Source organism: Streptomyces sp. NPDC006393 (assembly GCF_040628575.1).
In the GTDB taxonomy this organism is placed as follows: Bacteria; Actinomycetota; Actinomycetes; order Streptomycetales; family Streptomycetaceae; genus Streptomyces.
The window spans coordinates 72651-90642 of record NZ_JBEXZD010000020.1; the positions used below are offsets into that span (position 1 = coordinate 72651).

A 17992-nucleotide genomic window follows, 5' to 3' on the forward strand; every position below is an offset into this window, starting at 1 on the left:
CCGGGCGGGCGCTCGCCGATGCCGGCGGGCGCCCGCCCTTCGTCAGTCGGACGACCCGTCACCCTGGTCGCACGTGAGCGTGCGGGACTCCTCGAGCCCTTCCAGGATCCAGGCGCGGTCCCGGGCGATCCCCTGCTCGCCCGTGCTCCAGATGTCCGGGCTGCTCGCATGCCTCGGGATGGCGACGAGAACCCGGTCGCCGGTCCGCAGGCGGGGCGAGACGTCGTGGTCCATCAGGAACGTGACCTGGCCGGGTCCCGTCCGAGGCTTGTACCGGCGCTCCACGGTGAGCCCGATCCGGTCCTGCCCGGTGCCGGGCTCGGGCTCGACCCGGGTGACCGTGCCCTCGACGATCAGCCGGGCGCACGCCACGTACCCCCCGGCGGTGACCTTCGCGTCACCGCTCTCGGCATCGGCGGCCCCGCCGGCCGAGCCGGCCCCGGTCCCGCTCAATGCCAGAAGCCAGCCCAGCCCGAACACCCCGCAGACGACAAGAACCGCGAACAGGGAGCCCACCACGGCCCTCCGCCCCCGCCGCGCCCGGCGGGACGCACCCGGCCGCCCCGGCGGCCCCGGCGGCCCATCCGCCGCCCGCCCGCCGGCCGTGGTCCCGTGACCGCCGGCCGGGCGACGGCCGCCGGGCGCGCCGCTGCCGGAACGCGGCACCGGGTCCGCATCGGAATCCGCGCCGGAATCCGCGCCGATGTCCGCGCCGGTCTCCGCGCCGGTCTCCGCGCCGATGAGCGTGTCCGCGATGGACGTGAGCCGGCGGCGGAGTTCGGTGAGGTCGGTGCGGGCCGCGTGGTACTCGGTCAGGTAGCCGGCGTCCGAGGAGGCCGGTGGTTCGTCCAGGATCGCGGCCAGCAGGGGGTCCGGCTCGCACGGGTCGCCGGCCCGTGTGCGTTCGGCGGGCATGTCACACCACCTCGTCCTCGTGCAGCCGTTCGCGCAGGGCGCGGACGGCGGTGTGCAGCCGGCTCTTGACCGTGCCCTCGGGGACGCCGAGCTGTTCGGCGATCGTCCGTACGGGCAGGTCGGCGTAGAAGCGCAGGACCAGCACCTGGCGCTGGGACTCGGGCAGCTCGTCCAGGCCCTGGGCGACGGCGAGGGACAGCAGCCTGGTGTCCTCGCCCGAGGGGTGTTCCCCCTGCCGCAGCGAGGCCAGCCGCTCGCCGAGGCGTTCCTGGCGGCGCTTGGCGCGGTGCCAGTCCATGGCGAGGTTGGAGGCGACGACCGCCGCCCACGCCGACACGTCCCGCGGCGGCTCCTGGCCGCTCGCGGTGCGCTCCAGCAGCCGCAGACGGACCTGCTGCACCCCGTCCGGCAGGTCCGTCTGCGGCACCCCGCCGAGCGCGAGCACCGCCCGCACCCGGCGTTCCTGGGCCGCGTCCAGCGGATCGTCACCGCCGTGGTCCGTCTCCCGGCCGCGGCGCGCTCTTCTGCGCAGCACAAGCCCTCCCCTCCCGCCCTCGCGTCCACGCGTCTCCCCTACGACGCCACAGCCGCCCGGAACGTTCGGCGCCGACGGTCACGAGGCGTACGTCACACCGCCGTATGCGCCGGGGACGGCCGGGCAGACACGGGACAGCACAGCTTGCGGCGCGGGGGCCTCGCCGGGTGAATTTCTCCAGTTCGGACGGGGCGGGCGCCGTAGGACCGTGACCGAGGGACGGGCGGGCTCGTCCCATTCCTCGGGCGCGGCACGCAAAGAATTGGACACGTGGACCGGGGTCGGCCGCATCATGGAAAGGCCTCGGCCGAGCGCATACGCACGCACAGCACACCAGAGGGAGTCACCGTGAGGGTCGGAATCGTCGGAGCCACCGGTCAGGTCGGCACGGTCATGCGCAGGATCCTCACCGAACGCGACTTCCCGGTCACCGAGCTGCGCCTGTTCGCCTCGGCCCGCTCGGCGGGGACGATCCTCGACGGCGTGACGGTGGAGGACGCCTCCCGGGCCGACTACACCGGCCTGGACATCGTGCTGTTCTCGGCGGGCGGCGCGACCTCGAAGGCGCTGGCCGAGAAGGTCGCCTCCCAGGGCGCCGTGGTGATCGACAACTCCTCGGCCTGGCGCCGGGACCCGGACGTGCCGCTGGTGGTGGCCGAGGTCAACCCGCACGCGATCGCGAACCGCCCCAAGGGCATCATCGCCAACCCGAACTGCACCACGATGGCCGCGATGCCCGTGCTGAAGCCGCTGCACGAGGAGGCGGGGCTCGAGGCGCTGGTCGTCGCCACCTACCAGGCGGTGTCCGGCTCGGGTCTGGCGGGCGTGGCCGAGCTGCACGGGCAGACGCAGAAGGTCGTCGCGGACGCCGACAAGCTGACCCACGACGGCGCGGCGGTGGACTTCCCCGAGCCGTCCGTCTACAAGCGCCCGATCGCCTTCAACGTGCTGCCGTTCGCGGGCAACCTCGTCGACGACGGTCTGAACGAGACGGACGAGGAGCAGAAGCTGCGCAACGAGTCGCGCAAGATCCTGGAGATCCCGGAGCTGAAGGTCTCCGGCACCTGTGTGCGCGTGCCGGTCTTCTCCGGCCACTCCCTCCAGGTCAACGCCCGCTTCGCCCGCCCGATCAGCCCGCAGCGCGCGACCGAGCTGCTGGCCGGAGCCCCCGGTGTCGCCCTCTCCGACATCCCGACCCCGCTCCAGGCGGCCGGCCAGGACCCGGCCTACGTCGGCCGTGTCCGCCGCGACGAGACGGTGGACAACGGCCTGGCCCTGTTCATCTCCAACGACAACCTCCGCAAGGGCGCGGCCCTGAACGCGGTGCAGCTCGCGGAGCTGGTGGCGGCGGAACTCAAGGGCTAGCCCGTGCCTCGGGGCCGGTCCCTGCCTCACGGCCGGCCCCTGCCTCAGGCTGGTCCCTGCCTCAGGGCCGGTCCCTGCGCACCTCGTAGAGGAAGCAGCCGTACTCGACGGCCCGGACGTGGACCAGTGCCACGGCCGGGTCGTCGAACGCTTCCGCGAGGGCCGTCTCGAACGCGGCGGGGTCCCCCTCGACCAGCCGGCCGCCGAGGATGCGGCCGTCGGCCGAGTAGCGGCGGACGGTGCGGTGGGCGTTGGTGAAGGGGAGTCCGCCGCCGTCCGGCCCCGGGCAGTCCTCCGCGTGGATGAACACCGGGCCCTGTTCGTCGTACGCCCCCGGCGTGGCCCCGGTCCGGCTCGCCCAGCGGCGCAGGGGCGCGTACGACACGAGCGCGATCCGCTCCCCCGGCTCGCTCCTGCGCAGGCAGCAGCGCAGGGGCGCGCCGCCCTCGGTGTCGGCGAACGGCCGCATCGCCCGCCCGGCGTCGTCGCGCTCCCGCAGTTCCTTCAGGACGGCGGGGGCGATGGGCCGTGCCGGGTACGTGGTCGTCGTGGTGGTCGTGGTGGTCGTGGTGGTCCTCATGCCTCCAGGCTCGCGCCCTTAGGGTCCTTTCACCGGCGGTATCCGGACATCGCCTTCCGCGCAGGGGCCGTGGAAGGATGACCGCACCGACACACCACGAGGAGATGACCGCGTGCCTGGCACAAACCTGACTCGCGAAGAGGCACAGCAGCGGGCGAAGCTGCTCACCGTTGACTCGTACGAGATCGATCTCGACCTCTCCGGCGCGCAGGAGGGCGGCACCTACCGGTCCGTGACCACGGTGCGCTTCGACGTCGCCGAGAGCGGCGGCGCCTCCTTCATCGACCTGGTCGCGCCGACCGTCCACGAGGTGACCCTCAACGGCGACGCGCTCGACCCGGACGAGGTCTTCAAGGACTCCCGGATCACCCTGCCGGGCCTGCTCGAGGGCCGCAACATCCTGCGGGTCGTCGCCGACTGCGCGTACACCAACACCGGTGAGGGCCTGCACCGCTTCGTCGACCCCGTGGACGACCAGGCCTACCTGTACACGCAGTTCGAGGTGCCCGACGCCCGCCGGGTCTTCGCCTCCTTCGAGCAGCCGGACCTGAAGGCCACCTTCCAGTTCACCGTGAAAGCCCCCGAGGGCTGGACGGTCGTGTCGAACTCGCCGACCCCCGAGCCCCGGGACAACGTCTGGGTGTTCGAGCCGACGCCGCGCATCTCGACGTACGTCACGGCGCTGATCGTCGGCCCGTACCACTCGGTGCACAGCGTGTACGAGAAGGACGGGCAGTCCGTGCCGCTCGGCATCTACTGCCGGCCCTCGCTCGCCGAGTTCCTCGACGCGGACGCGATCTTCGAGGTCACCCGGCAGGGCTTCGACTGGTTCCAGGAGAAGTTCGACTACGCCTACCCGTTCGAGAAGTACGACCAGCTGTTCGTCCCGGAGTTCAACGCGGGCGCGATGGAGAACGCGGGCGCGGTGACCATCCGCGACCAGTACGTCTTCCGCTCCAAGGTGACCGACGCGGCGTACGAGATGCGCGCGGAGACCATCCTGCACGAGCTGGCCCACATGTGGTTCGGCGACCTGGTCACCATGGAGTGGTGGAACGACCTGTGGCTGAACGAGTCGTTCGCCACCTACACCTCCATCGCCTGCCAGGCGCACGCGCCGGGCTCGCGCTGGCCGCACTCGTGGACGACGTTCGCCAACTCCATGAAGACCTGGGCGTACCGGCAGGACCAGCTGCCGTCCACGCACCCGATCATGGCGGAGATCCGCGACCTGGACGACGTCCTCGTCAACTTCGACGGCATCACCTACGCCAAGGGCGCCAGCGTGCTCAAGCAGTTGGTGGCGTATGTCGGGATGGACGAGTTCTTCCGGGGCGTGCAGGCGTACTTCAAGCGGCACGCCTACGGCAACACGCGCCTGAGCGACCTGCTGGGCGCCCTGGAGGAGACCTCCGGCCGCGATCTGAAGACCTGGTCGAAGAAGTGGCTGGAGACGGCCGGGATCAACGTCCTGCGGCCGGAGATCGAGACGGACGCCGAGGGCACGATCACCTCCTTCGCCATCCGTCAGGAGGCCCCCGCCCTGCCCGCCGGCGCCAAGGGCGAGCCCACGCTGCGCCCGCACCGGATCGCCGTCGGCCTGTACGACCTCGACGAGGCGAGCGGCAAGCTGGTGCGCGCCGCCGACGGCCGGATCGAGCTGGACGTGGACGGCGAGCTCACCGCCGTGCCGCAGCTGACGGGCCGGCGCCGCCCGGCGGTCGTCCTGCTCAACGACGACGACCTGTCGTACGCCAAGGTCCGCCTGGACGAGCGGTCGCTGGCCTTCGTCACCGAGCACCTGGGCGACTTCGAGTCGTCTCTGCCGCGCGCGCTGTGCTGGGCGTCGGCCTGGGACATGACCCGGGACGCGGAGCTGGCCACCCGCGACTACCTGTCGCTGGTGCTGTCCGGGATCTCCAAGGAGTCCGACATCGGCGTGGTGCAGTCGCTGCACCGCCAGGTGAAGCTGGCGATCGAGCTGTACGCCGACCCGGCCGCCCGCGACGCCCTGCTCGCCCGCTGGACGGAGGCCACGCTGGCCCATCTGCGCGCGGCCGAGGGCGGCGGCGACCACCAGCTGGCATGGGCGCGCGCCTTCGCGGCGACGGCCCGCACGCCGGAGCAGCTTGACCTGCTGGAGGGCCTGCTGGACGGCTCGCAGTCGATCGAGGGCCTGGCGGTGGACACCGAGCTGCGCTGGGCGTTCGTGGAGCGGCTCGCGGCGGTCGGCCGGTTCGACGAGCCGGAGATCGCGGGCGAGTACGCCCGGGACAAGACGGCGGCCGGTGAGCGGCACGCGGCCACCGCGCGGGCGGCCCGCCCGACGCCGGAGGCCAAGGCGGACGCCTGGGCGTCCGTCATCGACTCCGACAAGCTGCCGAACGCCGTCCAGGAGGCGGTCATCGCGGGCTTCGTCCAGACCGACCAGCGTGAGCTGCTGGCGCCGTACGCCGAGCGGTACTTCGAGGTGGTCAAGGACATCTGGGACTCCCGCTCCCACGAGATCGCCCAGCAGATCGCGCTCGGCTTCTACCCGGCGATCCAGGTGTCCGAGGACACTCTGCGCAGGACCGACGAGTGGCTCGCCTCCGCCGAGCCGAACGCGGCCCTGCGCCGGCTGGTGTCGGAGTCGCGGGCGGGCGTCGAGCGGGCGCTGAAGGCCCAGGCGGCGGACGCGGCGGCCGGCTGACGCCCGGCCCTGCGGGCACCTGTACGTACGGCGACGAGGGGCGCCCGGTCGAGCACCGGGCACCCCTCGGCGTACTGCCCCTCGGCGTACTGCCCGTCGGCGTACTGCCCGTCGCCGTACGGCACTTCAGCCCACGTGGGTGGCGAGCGCGGCCTCGATCGCGTCGTCGTCGGCCGAGTCCGCGGCCCAGGCCACGTAGCCGTCGGGGCGGACCAGCAGGGCGGTGCGGCGGTCGCTCGCCCAGCGCGCCGCGGTCAGCCGGGCGGCGCGCTCCGGCCCGACCTCGTGGGCGCGCGGCGCCACCAGCACGAACCGCCCGCCGCGCAGGGCCTCGTAGAGCCGGCCGCCGCCGGCGAGGGCGAGGTCCGGGACGCGGGCGCCGACGAGGCGGTGGGAGCCGCGGGGGGCGGCGTAGTGGAAGCCGACGCCGGTGATCTGCCCGGCCGCCTTGCGACGAGCCGGGCCGCAGATGCCGAGGAAGCCGACCAGGGCGGCGCGCAGGGCCAGGGTCCAGGGGCGTTTGGCCATGGCGAGGCGGACGATGCCGCCGCTGCTGCGCAGGACGGCCCTGCCGACCGGGTGGCGTTCGGCCTGGTAGGTGTCGAGGAGCGCCTCGGGGGCGTGGCCGGTGACGACCTGGACCAGCTTCCAGCCGAGGTTGGCCGCGTCCTGGAGACCGGTGTTCATGCCCTGGCCGCCAGCCGGGCTGTGGACGTGGGCGGCGTCGCCGGCGAGGAGGACCCGGCCGACCCGGTAGGCGGGGGCCTGGCGCTCGTCGCTGTGGAAGCGGGACATCCAGCGGGCGTCGTGCATGCCGAAGTCGCGGCCGAGGGCGAGCCGGGTGATCTCCTTGACCTCGTCGAGGTCGACGGGCGCGTGGTCGGGGACGTTCCGGCCGCGGTGCCAGCAGATCACGCGGTGGTAGCCGTCGCCGAAGGGCGCGAGGAACGCGAAGGCGTCCCCGGCGGCGTTCACGGTCAGCAGGGTCTCGGGCGGCTCGGCGAGCCGCACGTCCGCGAGCACCACGGAGCGGATCACCGAGTGCCCCGGGAACGGCAGGCCGATCGCCTCGCGCACCCGGCTGCGCATCCCGTCGGCGCCGACGAGGTACGCCGCCCGCAGCGGCTCGGTGCTTCCGTCGGGGCCCTGGACCTCGACGGTGACGCCGTCCGCGTCCTGGGTCAGCCCCGTCACCTCGGTCTCGTGGCGGAAGTCCACACCGGCCTTGACCGCGCGCCGCTCCAGGACCTCCTCCACCTCGTATTGCGGGAGGACGAGCACGTGGTTGAACCGGGAGGGCAGGGCGGTGAGGTCGATGGAGAGCCGGCCGAAGAGCCGCAGCCGGCCGAGGGGGCGGCCGACGGCCTCCAGATCGTCGGCCAGTCCCCGGGCGTCCAGTTGTTCGAGGCTGCGGGCGTGCAGGACGAAGGCGCGGGAGAGGTTGCTGATCCGGTGCGGGCGCTTCTCGACGAGGGTGACGCGGACCCCGGCGGCTGCGAGGTCGCCCGCCAGGAGGAGACCGGTGGGGCCGGCGCCGACGACGATGACGGTGGGAGGGGTGGGGGCGGTGTTTCCCGTGGTGCCGGTCATGGTGGCCTCCTGGGTGTCAACGCGTGTTGGCCAACGCTTGTGGGTCAACATTTGTGGGTCAACGCTTGTTGGCAAGACTAGGCCCGGGGCTCGCACAGGTCAACACTTGTTGGCCAACAGATGTTGGCCTACGATCGTTGGCATGCCTGTGAACCCTCCGCGCCGCTCCGACGCCACCCGTCACGCGATCCTCGACGCCGCCCGCGCCCGGTTCGCCGCCGACGGGTACGAGCGGGCCACCATCCGGGCGATCGCCAGGGACGCGAAGATCGACCCGTCGATGGTCATGCGGTACTACGGCAACAAGGAGGGCCTGTTCGCGGCGGTCGTCTCCCCCGACCTGCGCCTGCCGGACGTCGCCGCGCTGCCCCGCGAGGAGGTCGGCCGGGCGCTGGTGTCGCACTTCCTGCGGCTGTGGGAGGAGAACGGGGAACTCACCGCGATCCTGCGCGTCGGCGTCACCAACCCGGCCGGCGCCGAGCGGTTGCAGAAGGTGTTCAGGGAGCAGCTGCTGCCGGTCGCCCAGGCGGTGTGCCCCGACCCCGAGCAGGTGCCCCAGCGGGCCGCGCTGGTCGTCTCGCAGCTGCTGGGGCTCGCCCTCACCCGCTATGTGCTGCGCATTCCGGCCGTCGTCGCCCTCGCGAGCGAGGAGATCCTCGCCTGGCTGGCGCCCACGGTGCAGCGGTACCTGATCGCACCCCACCCCTGACAGCCGCCGGCAGCCGCGCGCTCCCGGACACCCGCCGGGTTGCGAGGCCCGTGCTCCCGGAGACCCGCCGGGTTGCGAGGCCCGTGCGCCCGGAAACGCGTCGAGGGCGCCCCCTCGCCCAACGTACGGCGGTGCGTACGTAGGCGGGGTGGCGCCCTCGGCGGAGAAAGCGGAGAGGCGGAGAACCCGGTGGGTCCTCGGTCAGGCCTTGGCCCGGACGTTCACGTCATGGCCGGTCTCCTGCTTGCGGGACTTGTCCAGGACCATGACCAGGCCCGCGATGACCAGGAACAGCACGATCGGGATACCGACGAAGATGCCCAGCGTCTCGGCGACGCTCAGCCCCGGGCCGGGGTCGTCACCGTCGTCGCGGGCCACCGCGAGCGCGGGGGACGACATGAGCAGCATCATCAGCGTCGTACCGGCCGCCAGGGTGCCGGCGCGCAGGGCGTTCTTCTTGTCCACGGTGCCAACGTAGCGAACGCCGGAACGCGGCGCGCGTCCGGGGTGCCCTATGCGCTGCTCCGTGAGTCCCCCTCGCCCGCCCCCGCGCGGTCCTCTTCCCCTCCTCCTCCCGCTCCTCCCGCTCCTCCCGCTCCTCCCGCTCCCCCTGCTCCTCCCGTCCCCTCTCCCCGCACCCCCGCCCGCAGCACGTCCGTCAGGGCGTGCAGGCGGGGGGAGGCGGCCAGGTCCTCCAGGGTCAGCGGACGGCCCTCGGCGTCGGCGACGGGCAGACGCCAGTTCGGGTACTGGTCCCAGGTGCCGGGGAGGTTCTGCGGGCGGCGGTCGCCGACGGTGTCCGGCAGCCAGAGGCCGATCATGCGGGCGGGGGTGTGCAGCAGGAAGCGGTGGACGGCCTGGATCTCCGCCTCCTCGTCGGCCGCGCAGTGGCCGCCGCCCGTCCCCCGCAGCAGCCCCAGTGCCGTCAGCAGCGCCAGCCACTCGCCGGTGTCCGCGGCGGCCTCCGCCCGCTCCTGCTCCAGCGGGCGGGTGAGCAGGCCGAGGCGGTGGCGCAGCTCGACGTGCTCGCCGGTGAGACGGGCGGCTGTGGACGGCAGGTCGTGGGTGGTGGCGGTGGCCAGGCAGTCGGCCCGCCAGCGTTCGGGCGGCAGTGGGCGACCGTCGCCCTCCCAGTCCCGTTCGAACCACAGCACGGACGTGCCGAGCACCCCGCGCCGGTCCAGGGCTTCGCGTACGCCGGGCTCGACGGTACCCAGGTCCTCTCCGATCACCACGGAGCCCGCCCGCGCGGCCTCCAGCACCAGGATCGCGAGCATGGCCTCGGCGTCGTAGCGGACGTACGTGCCCTCCGTGGGCGGGCGGCCCTGCGGCACCCACCACAGCCGGAACAGGCCCATCACATGGTCGATGCGCAGGGCGCCCGCGTAGTGGAAGAGGGCGCGCAGCAGGCGGCGGAAGGGCGCGTAGCCCGATTCGGCGAGGCGGTCGGGGCGCCAGGGGGGCAGGCCCCAGTCCTGGCCGCGCGCGTTGAAGGCGTCCGGTGGGGCGCCGACCGACATGCCGGCCGCGAAGTGGTCCTGCTGCGCCCAGGCGTCGGCGCCGCCGGGGTGCACGCCGACGGCGAGGTCGTGCACGATCCCGATCGGCATGCCGGCCTCGCGGGCGGTGCGCTGGGCGGCGGCGAGCTGTGCGTCGGTGAGCCAGGCGAGGCGGGAGTGGAAGTCGACGCGGTCCATGAGTGCGGCGCGGGCGCGCGCGGTCTCGGCGGAGCGCGGGTCCCTCAGGCCCTCGGGCCATCGGCTCCAGTCCGAGCCGTGCGTCTCCGCCAGGGCGCACCAGGTGGCGTGGTCCTCCAGTGCCTGGCCCTCCCGGGCGAGGAAGTCGGCGTAGGCGGCACGGCGGCCGGGGCCGAGCGGAACCCGGAGCACGGGTTCCAGTGCCTCGCGCTTCAGCTCCCACACCGCGTCCCGGTCGATCAGGGCGCCCTTGTCGAGGACGGAGGCGCGCAGCCGCTCGGCCCGGTCCAGCAGAGCGCGCAGGCGCTCGCGGTCGGCGTCGTCCGTGACGTAGGCGAACTCGGGGACGTCCTCGACGCGCAGGTGCACGGGGTCCGGGAAGCGGCGGGAGGAGGGCCGGTAGGGGGAGGGATCGGTGGGTGCGCCGGGTACGGCCGCGTGCAGCGGGTTGACCTGGACGAACCCGGCGCCCAGCGAACGCCCCGCCCAGGCGCTCAGCTCGGCCAGGTCGCCGAGGTCGCCCATGCCCCAGGAACGGTGGGAGAGGAGGGAGTACAGCTGGACGAGCAGCCCGTAGGCGCGTCCGGAGGGGGTCGGCAGCCGGGGCGGGGCGACGATCAGATGGGCCTCTCCGGTGCGGCCGTCGGGGGCGGTGGCGGTCAGCCGGTGGACGCCCGGTGGCAGGTCACGGTCCACCGGGGAGCGGGTCTCGCCCTGCTCGGTCTCCACACGCAACCGGGTCCCGGGCGGCAGCCCGGCGAGAACGGCGGCGAGGCTCGTCTCCCGGCCGGGCAAGCTCGTCTCCCGGCCGGGCAAGCTCGTCTCCCGGCCGGGCAGGCTCGTGTTCCGGCCCGTGGGGCCGGCGTCGCGGTCCTGAGCGCCCCGGCCCCGTACGCCCGCCTCACGGTCCAGGTCTCCGGCGTCACCGGAATCGTCGGAGTCGTCGGTGTCGCCGGAGTCGCCGGAGTCGCCGGTGTCCTGGCCGCCGGGGACGTCCGTGTCCCGGCTCCCTGGCCCGTCCTCGTCGTTCCAGCGGACCACCGTGGGCGGGAGCAGTCGCTGCGCCATGTGCCGTTCGCGGGCGGTGAGTGCGGCGCGGGTGGCCTCGGGCGTGCTCGCGTCGACGTCCAGGGCGGCCAGGGCCGCGACGACCGCGGCGGCGGAGGCGGCCACCGTACGGCCCGGCGAGGGGCTGTAGGAGGTGGCGACGCCGTGCAGCACGGCGAGCCGGGTCAGCTCATCGTCCGGGGGCTGGGCCGACCGTGGCGCTGTCATCCATAACTCCTGCAACTCCTAGTACTCCGCGCCGCTGGGGTCCGGGTCGGCGGCGGACTCGCTGGTCAGGGGCGCGGCCTCGGAGAGCGGCGGCTCGCTGGTCAGCGGCTCGGCGTCGGGCAGCGGCGGCTCGCTGGTCAGCGGCGGCTCGGCTCGGGCGCCCTCCGCGCTGAACACGTCCAGGTGGGGATCGTCGGCGGGCGGCCCCGGGCACGGAACCGGTTCCGCCGAAGGTTTGGACAGGGCCGTGTCGGACAGGGCCGGGAGCAGAAGGTGAGCGGGTGCGGACACGGGGTCTCCTCGTCGAGTGCGGCACAGTGCGGGTCACCGCAGCCCTACCCAGTGCACGCGACGGCAGACGTACAACGCCGAACGACATGCCGCTGGTCACATTCCGCTTCCTCCAGGGTGGGGCAAACTCGGCACAGCGGCCACTCTCATTGACACCCGTCCCCGCCGAGTGGTGGGCTCGACACTCCTCGACACCGCCGTGTGGGAATCCGAGCGACGAAGGAGGGGCCGTGCAGGTTCGGCGCGGAAAGGGGGCGTTCGCACTCGCGTTCGCCGTCGTCGCCGGGACCCTCGCGGCCGCGCCGGCGGCCGTGGCGGCGCCACCGGCCCCGGGCACCAGCCCCGACACCGGCACCACCCCGGACACCACCGGCACCGGCATCAGCACCAACACGGGGACCGACACAGGCACCGGCACGGGGACCGGAATCGGCACCGGCACGAGCGCCTCCCCCGTCTCCGCCTCCCGGGGCGTCGCCGTCTGGCCCCGCCCGCAGTCCCTGCGCACCACGGGCGGCGCGGTCACGGTGACCGAGCGGGTCGCCCTGGTCGCCGGTCCGGCGGCGGACCCGTACGCCCTCGACGCGCTGCGCGCGCTGCTGCGCGGCGCCGGAGCGCGGACGGTCACGGAGCTCGGCGAGGCGGATCCGGTCCCGGCGGGCGCCCTGGTGGTCCGGGCCCGCACCGACCGGCCGCACGGCGATCCGCGCCGCGCGCTCCCCTCCGGCGGCTACCTCCTCACCGTCGGCCACGACCGCGCTCACGCGTCCACCGGGAGCGCCGCCGCCGTCACCCTCACCGGTGCCGGCGAGGACGGCCTGTTCCACGCCGTGCAGACGCTGCGGCAGCTGGTCCGCGCCGACGGCACGATCCCCGGAGTCTCGGTCCGGGACTGGCCCGGCTCCGCCGTGCGCGGCACCACCGAGGGCTTCTACGGCACCCCGTGGACGCACGAACAGCGGCTCGCGCAGCTCGACTTCATGGGCCGCACCAAGCAGAACCGCTACCTGTACGCCCCCGGCGACGACCTCTACCGCCAGGACCGGTGGCGTGAGCCGTACCCGGCGGCGCAGCGGGCGGACTTCCGCGAGCTGGCCGAGCGGGCGCGCCGCAACCACGTCACGCTCGCCTGGGCGGTGGCGCCCGGCCAGTCCCTGTGCTTCGCCTCCGACGCCGACGTACGGGCGCTCACCCGCAAGCTGGACGCGATGTGGGCGCTGGGCTTCAGGGCCTTCCAGCTCCAGTTCCAGGACGTCAGCTACAGCGAGTGGCACTGCGGCGCGGACCCGGACCGGTTCGGGTCCGGCCCCGAGGCGGCGGCACGCGCCCAGACGCGGGTCGCGAACGCGGTCGCCCGGCACCTGACGGAACGCCACCCGGGCGCGGTGCCGCTGTCGTTGATGCCGACCGAGTTCTACGAGGACGGGACCACCCCCTACCGGCGGGCGCTGGCCGGTGAGCTGGACGAGTCGGTGCAGGTGGCCTGGACGGGGGTGGGCGTGGTGCCCCGGACCATCACGGGCGGCGAACTCGCCGAGGCCCGCGAGGCGTTCGGGCATCCGCTGGTGACCATGGACAACTACCCGGTGAACGACTACGCCGAGGACCGGATCTTCCTCGGCCCCTACACCGGCCGGGAGCCGGCGGTCGCGAACGGCTCGGCCGCCCTGCTCGCCAACGCCATGCAGCAGGCCGAGGCCTCCCGCATCCCGCTGTTCACCGCGGCCGACTACGCCTGGAACCCGCGCGACTACCGTCCGCAGGAGTCCTGGCGGGCGGCGATCGCCGACCTGGCGGCGGGCGACGCACGGCGGGAGCGGGCCCTGTCGGCGCTGGCCGGGAACGACGCTTCCTCGGTGCTCGGCGGCACCGAGTCGGCGTATCTGCGCCCGCTGATCGCGGCCCTGTGGCGGGCGCGCACGACGACGGACCGCGCGGCGAACGAGGCGGCCGAGGAGCGGCTGCGCGCCGCCTTCACCGAGATGGCCCGGACCCCCGGCGCGCTCGCCGCGAACCATGGCCTCGCCGCGAACCGTGGCCTCGCCGCGAACCGTGGCCTCGCCGCGGACGGTGGCCTCGCCGCGGACGGTGGCCTCGCCGCGGAAGTGGCCCCGTGGTCGGAGCAGTTGGCCCGCTACGGCGCGGCGGGCACGGCCGCGCTCGACATGCTGCGCGCCCAGCGCACGGGCGACGCGGCCGGCGCCTGGGCGGCGTACCGCACGCTCGGCCGGCTGCGGGACGAGGCCGGGCGCGCCGGGGTGACGGTCGGCAAGGGCGTGCTGGATCCCTTCCTCGACCGGGCGCGGCAGGCGTACGAGGCCTGGGCGGGCCTGACCGGGCAGGCGACCGCCGGCGAGCGGACCGGGAGCGAGGACGGCCGTGCGGTGGTGCGGCTGCCGCGCCCCCGTCCCCTCGGCGCCGTGACCGTGCTGGCGGACCCCGGGACCGGCGGGACCGTCGAGGCGCATGTCCCCGGAAGGGGCTGGCAGCGCGTCGGCGCGCTGGCGGACCGGGGCGCCACGGAACTGACGGTCGGACAGCTCCCGGCCACCGGCGGCAGCGCACCCACCGGCCCCGCGACGCGGCCTCCGGCCCTCTGGCCGCCCCGGCCGCCGTCCTCGGGCCCGGTGTCGGGCGCGTGGACGCGTCCGCCGGCCGTCGCCGGCCCGGCCGCCGGCACGCCCGTCGACGCCGTCCGCGTCACCGGCCCCGCGTCCTCGCGGGTCCGTCATGTGGTCCCGTGGTTCGCCGACACGCCCGCCGCCGGTCTGGAGCTGCCGCGCCCGCGGACGGACGCGGAGATCGGCGGCACCGAGCGGCTGACCGCCCGGCTGGCCGCGCACGGACCCGCGGACGTGCACGGCAGGGTCACCGTGGAGGCTCCCGAGGGCATCGAGGTCCACGTCCCGGCCGCCGCGCTGACGGTGCCGCGCGGCACCGAGGTCGACGTACCCGTCGAGGTGACCATGCCGCCCACCGCGCCCACCCGGTCCTACGACGTCCGCGTCACCTTCGCCGGAGTCACCCGCACCCTCACCGTCCGCGCCTTCCCGCGCACCGCCGGAGGCGACGTGGCCCGTACCGGAACCGCGCGTTCGTCCGGCGACGAGACGCCCGACTTCCCGGCGTCCGCCGCCAACGACGGGGACCCGGGCACACGTTGGTCGTCGCCCGTCGACGACGGCGCCTGGTGGCAGGTGGAGCTGGCCCGTCCGGTGCGGCTGGGCCAGGTGGTCCTGCACTGGCAGGACGCGTACGCGTCGGCCTACCGGATCCAGGTCTCCGCGGACGGCCGCCGCTGGCGCACAGCCGCCTCGGTGACGGACGGCCGGGGCGGCCGGGAGACGGTGCGGATGGACGAGCGGGACGTGCGCTTCGTCCGCGTCCAGGGCGTGCAGCGGGCCACCCGGTACGGCTATTCACTGTGGTCGGTGGAGGCGTACGCGGTGGCGCACTGAGGCGTGCGCGGCAGGCGGCACGGGAGTTCCCTCGGTCCCTTCCGGGTTTTCGGCTGATTTCCCGCGCCACTATTCACTCAGTACATGTACGCAGTACATACTGATCGCCATGAGCACCCGACACATCCTGCTGGGCCTGCTCGCCAACGGTCCGAGCCATGGCTACGACCTCAAGCGACGCCACGACGACCACTTCCCGCAGGCCCGCCCGCTGGCCTACGGGCAGGTGTACACGACCTTGCAACGACTGGTCCGCGACGGTCTCGCGGAGGTGGCCGGCACGGACGCCGACGGCGGACCGGAGCGGACGCTGTACCGCCTCACCGAGGACGGCGCCCGGGAAGCGGCCGACTGGGCCGGACAGGTCACCCCGCCCGCGCCGTTCGTGACGAACGAGATCTTCGCCAAGGTCGTCGTCGCGATCCTCACCGACGGCGACCCGGCCGCCCATCTGCTCGCACAGCGCGCCGCCCACATGGAGCGGATGCGGGAGCTGACCGCGCTCAAGACCGCTACGGGCACCGAGCTGGCGACCGTGCTGGCCGCGGACTACGCCCTCAACCACCTCGACGCCGACCTGCGCTGGATGACCACCACCCAGGCCCGGCTGACCACTCTGACCGCTGTGACCGTGGAGGCCGACCGAGCATGAGCAACCGACCGGAGCCCCTTGTGGTGGCCCGTGACCTCGTCAAGGCGCACGGCAGGACCCCGGCGCTGCGCGGGGCCGGCCTGGAGCTCGGCGCGGGCGAGATCGTCGCCGTGACCGGCCCGAGCGGCAGCGGGAAGTCCACGCTGCTGCACTGCCTCGCGGGCATCGCCTCCCCGGACGAGGGTTCGGTGACGTACGCCGGGGAGCGCCTCGACACCCTGCCCGAGCGGCGGCTGAGCGAGCTGCGCCGCACCGAGTTCGGCGTGGTGTTCCAGTTCGGCCAGCTGATCCCGGAGCTGACGGCCCTGGACAACGTGGCACTGCCGCTGATGCTGGCCGGGACCGCGCGGGGGGCGGCCCAGGAACGGGCGGCCGACTGGCTGGAACGGTTCGGCGCGGGGGAACGGCGGGGACTGCGGCCGGGGGAGCTGAGCGGCGGCCAGGCGCAGCGGGTGGCGCTGGCGCGGGCGCTGGTGACCGGCCCGAGGGTCGTCTTCGCGGACGAGCCGACCGGGGCGCTGGACTCGCTGGCGAGCGAGCAGGTGATGACGGCGCTGGCGCGCACGGCCCGCGAGACGGGCGCCGCGGTGCTGGTGGTCACGCACGACGCCCAGGTGGCGGCGTACGCGGACCGTGAGGTGCGACTGGAGGACGGCGTGACGCAGGACGGCGTGACGACGGGGCTGGAGGTGCGCGCGTGAGGACCGATCTGCGGCTGGCCTGGCTGCTCGTACGGGGATCCGACCGGCAGGAGTGGTGGCGGATCGCGCTCACGGCGTCGGGGGCGATGTGCGCGGCGGGGCTGGGGCTTGCGGCGGCCGTGCTCGCCTCGGTGCGCGGGCACTACTCCTTCTCCTTCGGCCACGGCCTGCTGGACGACCCCGGTGAGCGCTCCGGGGTGATCGTCGCGCTGTCGCTCCTGCTGGTCCCCGTGCTCGGCTTCCTCGGCCAGTGCACCCGGATCGGAGCGGTGCACCGGGACCGGCGCGCGGCCGCGCTGCGGCTGGCGGGCGCGGAGCCGGGCCGGGTCCGGCGGATCGTCGCGCTGGAGACGGGCCTGGCCTGTCTGCTGGGCTCGGTGCTCGCCACCGCGGTGGCGGTGCCGGTGCAGGCGGGTGTGTGGCAGCGGCCGCCGGCCCTGGCCTGGGCCGGGATCACGCTGGTCGCGGTGGGCGTGCCGGTGCTGGGTACGGCGGCCGGGGTGCTGGCGCTGCGCCGGGTGGTGACCTCGCCGCTCGGCCGGGTGCGGCGCGGCCGGACCCGGACCGGGCGGGGGCCGGGGCTGACGTTCCTCGGCGCGCTGCTGGTCGTGGTCGTGGCGGCGCCGCTCGCCGTGGCCAGTACGTCCGCCGGTGCCACCGGATCGCGCCATGACCTCACGCCGCTCGTGGTGCTCGCGGCCGTGTCGGCGATCGGTATGGGCGCGGTCTGGCTCACGGGCACCCTGTCCCGGCTGACCGGGCGTCTGCTCGGGGCCCGGACCGGCTCCCCCGCGGTTCTGATCGCGGCCGGGCGGCTGCTGGACGACCCGTGGGCGGCGGCCCGTGCGCATGCGGCGGTGCTGCTGGTCACGGTCGTCGGAACCGGATTCGTGGGGGTACGGCAGGTGCTGCTGGCCGACTTGGAGGAGAAGCGCCGCAAGGGTTCGCTCGCGACCGACATGGCCTTCTACACCACCGGCGTGAACCTGACGGCCGCGGCGATCGGGCTCGCCCTGGTGTTCGTCCTCGTCGCGCTCGCCGTCGGCACCGCCGAGTCCGCCACCACCCGGCGCCGGGGCCTGGCCGCCCAGGTCGCCGCCGGGGTGCCGCGGGCGGTGCTCGCCCGGGCACTGCTGCTGGAGACCGCGCTGCCGCTGGCCCCGGCCATCCTGATGGCGGGCGCGGGAGGGCTGGCCATCGGCATGGCCTACGCCCGGGTGGCACCCGACGGCTCCACCGGCTGGCCGGTGCCGTACGCGGCCCTGCTGGTCCCGGCCGGTGTGTACGCCGCCTGCCTGCTGGCCACCGCGGCCACCCTGCCGCTGCTGCGACGCTCGGTACGGCCGGGGGAGCTGCGGTACGCCTAGGGCCTGTCCGGCGGAACAAGGTGCAGGTGAACGGCGGCGCCGATCGACCCAGGTGAGCGGGGGCTGGTGCGTCCAGATGCAAGGCGGAGGAGGGCGGCGACGCGATGGGGGTGCCCCCGCGCGAGCTCGTTCGAGCGTGGGGGAGTCGGCAACCGACGACAACGC

At 74.5% G+C, this 17992-nt stretch carries 14 protein-coding genes; 7 read left to right on the forward strand and 7 right to left on the reverse strand.

Annotated features, from left to right (window positions below; all coding sequences use genetic code 11):
• Window positions 1–42: 42 nt before the first annotated feature.
• Both ABZ484_RS12020 and ABZ484_RS12025 read right to left on the reverse strand, forming a co-directional pair.
• The gene (locus tag ABZ484_RS12020; protein WP_358865774.1) at window positions 43–915 is read right to left on the reverse strand and encodes a hypothetical protein; all 873 of its coding nucleotides are present in this window, start codon (window positions 913–915) and stop codon (window positions 43–45) included.
• Between the two features lies 1 nt (window position 916).
• Window positions 917–1450 (reverse strand): sigma-70 family RNA polymerase sigma factor, encoded by a 534-nt coding sequence (locus ABZ484_RS12025; protein ID WP_358865775.1) that lies wholly within the window; start codon window positions 1448–1450, stop codon window positions 917–919.
• A 348-nt stretch (window positions 1451–1798) separates the two neighbouring features.
• On the opposite strand from ABZ484_RS12025, the gene ABZ484_RS12030 reads away from it, so the two are divergent.
• Window positions 1799–2815 carry an aspartate-semialdehyde dehydrogenase gene (locus ABZ484_RS12030; RefSeq protein ID WP_358865776.1) on the forward strand — a complete coding sequence of 339 codons (1017 nt, stop codon included), beginning with the start codon at window positions 1799–1801 and terminating at the stop codon, window positions 2813–2815.
• Window positions 2816–2876: 61 nt separating this feature from the next.
• Here ABZ484_RS12030 and ABZ484_RS12035 read toward each other — a convergent pair whose 3' ends face one another.
• Window positions 2877–3395 carry a DUF1203 domain-containing protein gene (locus tag ABZ484_RS12035; protein ID WP_358865777.1) on the reverse strand — a complete coding sequence of 173 codons (519 nt, stop codon included), beginning with the start codon at window positions 3393–3395 and terminating at the stop codon, window positions 2877–2879.
• A 112-nt stretch (window positions 3396–3507) separates the two neighbouring features.
• On the opposite strand from ABZ484_RS12035, the gene pepN reads away from it, so the two are divergent.
• The gene (gene pepN, locus ABZ484_RS12040) at window positions 3508–6087 is read left to right on the forward strand and encodes an aminopeptidase N (protein WP_358865778.1); all 2580 of its coding nucleotides are present in this window, start codon (window positions 3508–3510) and stop codon (window positions 6085–6087) included.
• A gap of 126 nt (window positions 6088–6213) precedes the next feature.
• On the opposite strand, the gene ABZ484_RS12045 is transcribed toward pepN, so the two are convergent.
• Window positions 6214–7677: an FAD-dependent monooxygenase gene (locus ABZ484_RS12045; RefSeq protein ID WP_358865779.1), complete on the reverse strand. Its 1464-nt coding sequence runs from the start codon at window positions 7675–7677 to the stop codon at window positions 6214–6216.
• 142 nt (window positions 7678–7819) lie between these two features.
• Between ABZ484_RS12045 and ABZ484_RS12050 the strand changes: the two genes are divergently transcribed.
• The gene (locus tag ABZ484_RS12050; RefSeq protein WP_358865780.1) at window positions 7820–8386 is read left to right on the forward strand and encodes a TetR family transcriptional regulator; all 567 of its coding nucleotides are present in this window, start codon (window positions 7820–7822) and stop codon (window positions 8384–8386) included.
• A gap of 201 nt (window positions 8387–8587) precedes the next feature.
• On the opposite strand, the gene ABZ484_RS12055 is transcribed toward ABZ484_RS12050, so the two are convergent.
• Genes ABZ484_RS12055 through ABZ484_RS12065 form a run of 3 tightly spaced genes read right to left on the reverse strand, consistent with a single transcriptional unit; the run spans window position 8588 to window position 11649 of the window.
• On the reverse strand, window positions 8588–8851 hold the full coding sequence (locus tag ABZ484_RS12055; RefSeq protein ID WP_358865781.1) for a hypothetical protein: 264 nt from the start codon (window positions 8849–8851) through the stop codon (window positions 8588–8590).
• A 47-nt stretch (window positions 8852–8898) separates the two neighbouring features.
• A complete protein-coding gene (gene malQ, locus ABZ484_RS12060) occupies window positions 8899–11358 on the reverse strand; it encodes a 4-alpha-glucanotransferase (protein ID WP_358865782.1) in 2460 nt (819 codons plus the stop codon).
• Window positions 11359–11376: 18 nt separating this feature from the next.
• A complete protein-coding gene (locus tag ABZ484_RS12065) occupies window positions 11377–11649 on the reverse strand; it encodes a hypothetical protein (RefSeq protein ID WP_358865783.1) in 273 nt (90 codons plus the stop codon).
• Window positions 11650–11879: 230 nt separating this feature from the next.
• Between ABZ484_RS12065 and ABZ484_RS12070 the strand changes: the two genes are divergently transcribed.
• The 4 genes from ABZ484_RS12070 (at window position 11880) to ABZ484_RS12085 (ending at window position 17827) form a co-directional block, all read left to right on the forward strand.
• Window positions 11880–15107, forward strand: coding sequence for a beta-N-acetylglucosaminidase domain-containing protein (locus ABZ484_RS12070; RefSeq protein ID WP_358865784.1), 3228 nt, complete (start codon window positions 11880–11882; stop codon window positions 15105–15107).
• 109 nt (window positions 15108–15216) lie between these two features.
• Window positions 15217–15759, forward strand: coding sequence for a PadR family transcriptional regulator (locus ABZ484_RS12075; protein ID WP_358865785.1), 543 nt, complete (start codon window positions 15217–15219; stop codon window positions 15757–15759).
• Window positions 15756–16460 carry an ABC transporter ATP-binding protein gene (locus ABZ484_RS12080; protein WP_358865786.1) on the forward strand — a complete coding sequence of 235 codons (705 nt, stop codon included), beginning with the start codon at window positions 15756–15758 and terminating at the stop codon, window positions 16458–16460. The genes ABZ484_RS12075 and ABZ484_RS12080 overlap by 4 nt, the downstream gene beginning before the upstream one ends.
• Window positions 16457–17827, forward strand: a complete 1371-nt coding sequence (locus tag ABZ484_RS12085) for an FtsX-like permease family protein (RefSeq protein ID WP_358865787.1) — start codon at window positions 16457–16459, stop codon at window positions 17825–17827. The genes ABZ484_RS12080 and ABZ484_RS12085 overlap by 4 nt, the downstream gene beginning before the upstream one ends.
• Window positions 17828–17992 lie beyond the last annotated feature (165 nt).

What these genes read in the sequence shown, in the direction of transcription:
- ABZ484_RS12020 (WP_358865774.1), bottom strand. Translation starts at nt 915, where the DNA reads ATGCCCGCCGAACGCACACGGGCCGGCGACCCGTGCGAGCCGGACCCC.
- ABZ484_RS12035 (WP_358865777.1), bottom strand. Translation starts at nt 3,395, where the DNA reads ATGAGGACCACCACGACCACCACGACCACCACGACGACCACGTACCCG.
- ABZ484_RS12045 (WP_358865779.1), bottom strand. Translation starts at nt 7,677, where the DNA reads ATGACCGGCACCACGGGAAACACCGCCCCCACCCCTCCCACCGTCATC.
- ABZ484_RS12050 (WP_358865780.1), top strand. Translation starts at nt 7,820, where the DNA reads ATGCCTGTGAACCCTCCGCGCCGCTCCGACGCCACCCGTCACGCGATC.
- malQ (WP_358865782.1), bottom strand. Translation starts at nt 11,358, where the DNA reads ATGACAGCGCCACGGTCGGCCCAGCCCCCGGACGATGAGCTGACCCGG.
- ABZ484_RS12075 (WP_358865785.1), top strand. Translation starts at nt 15,217, where the DNA reads ATGAGCACCCGACACATCCTGCTGGGCCTGCTCGCCAACGGTCCGAGC.
- ABZ484_RS12080 (WP_358865786.1), top strand. Translation starts at nt 15,756, where the DNA reads ATGAGCAACCGACCGGAGCCCCTTGTGGTGGCCCGTGACCTCGTCAAG.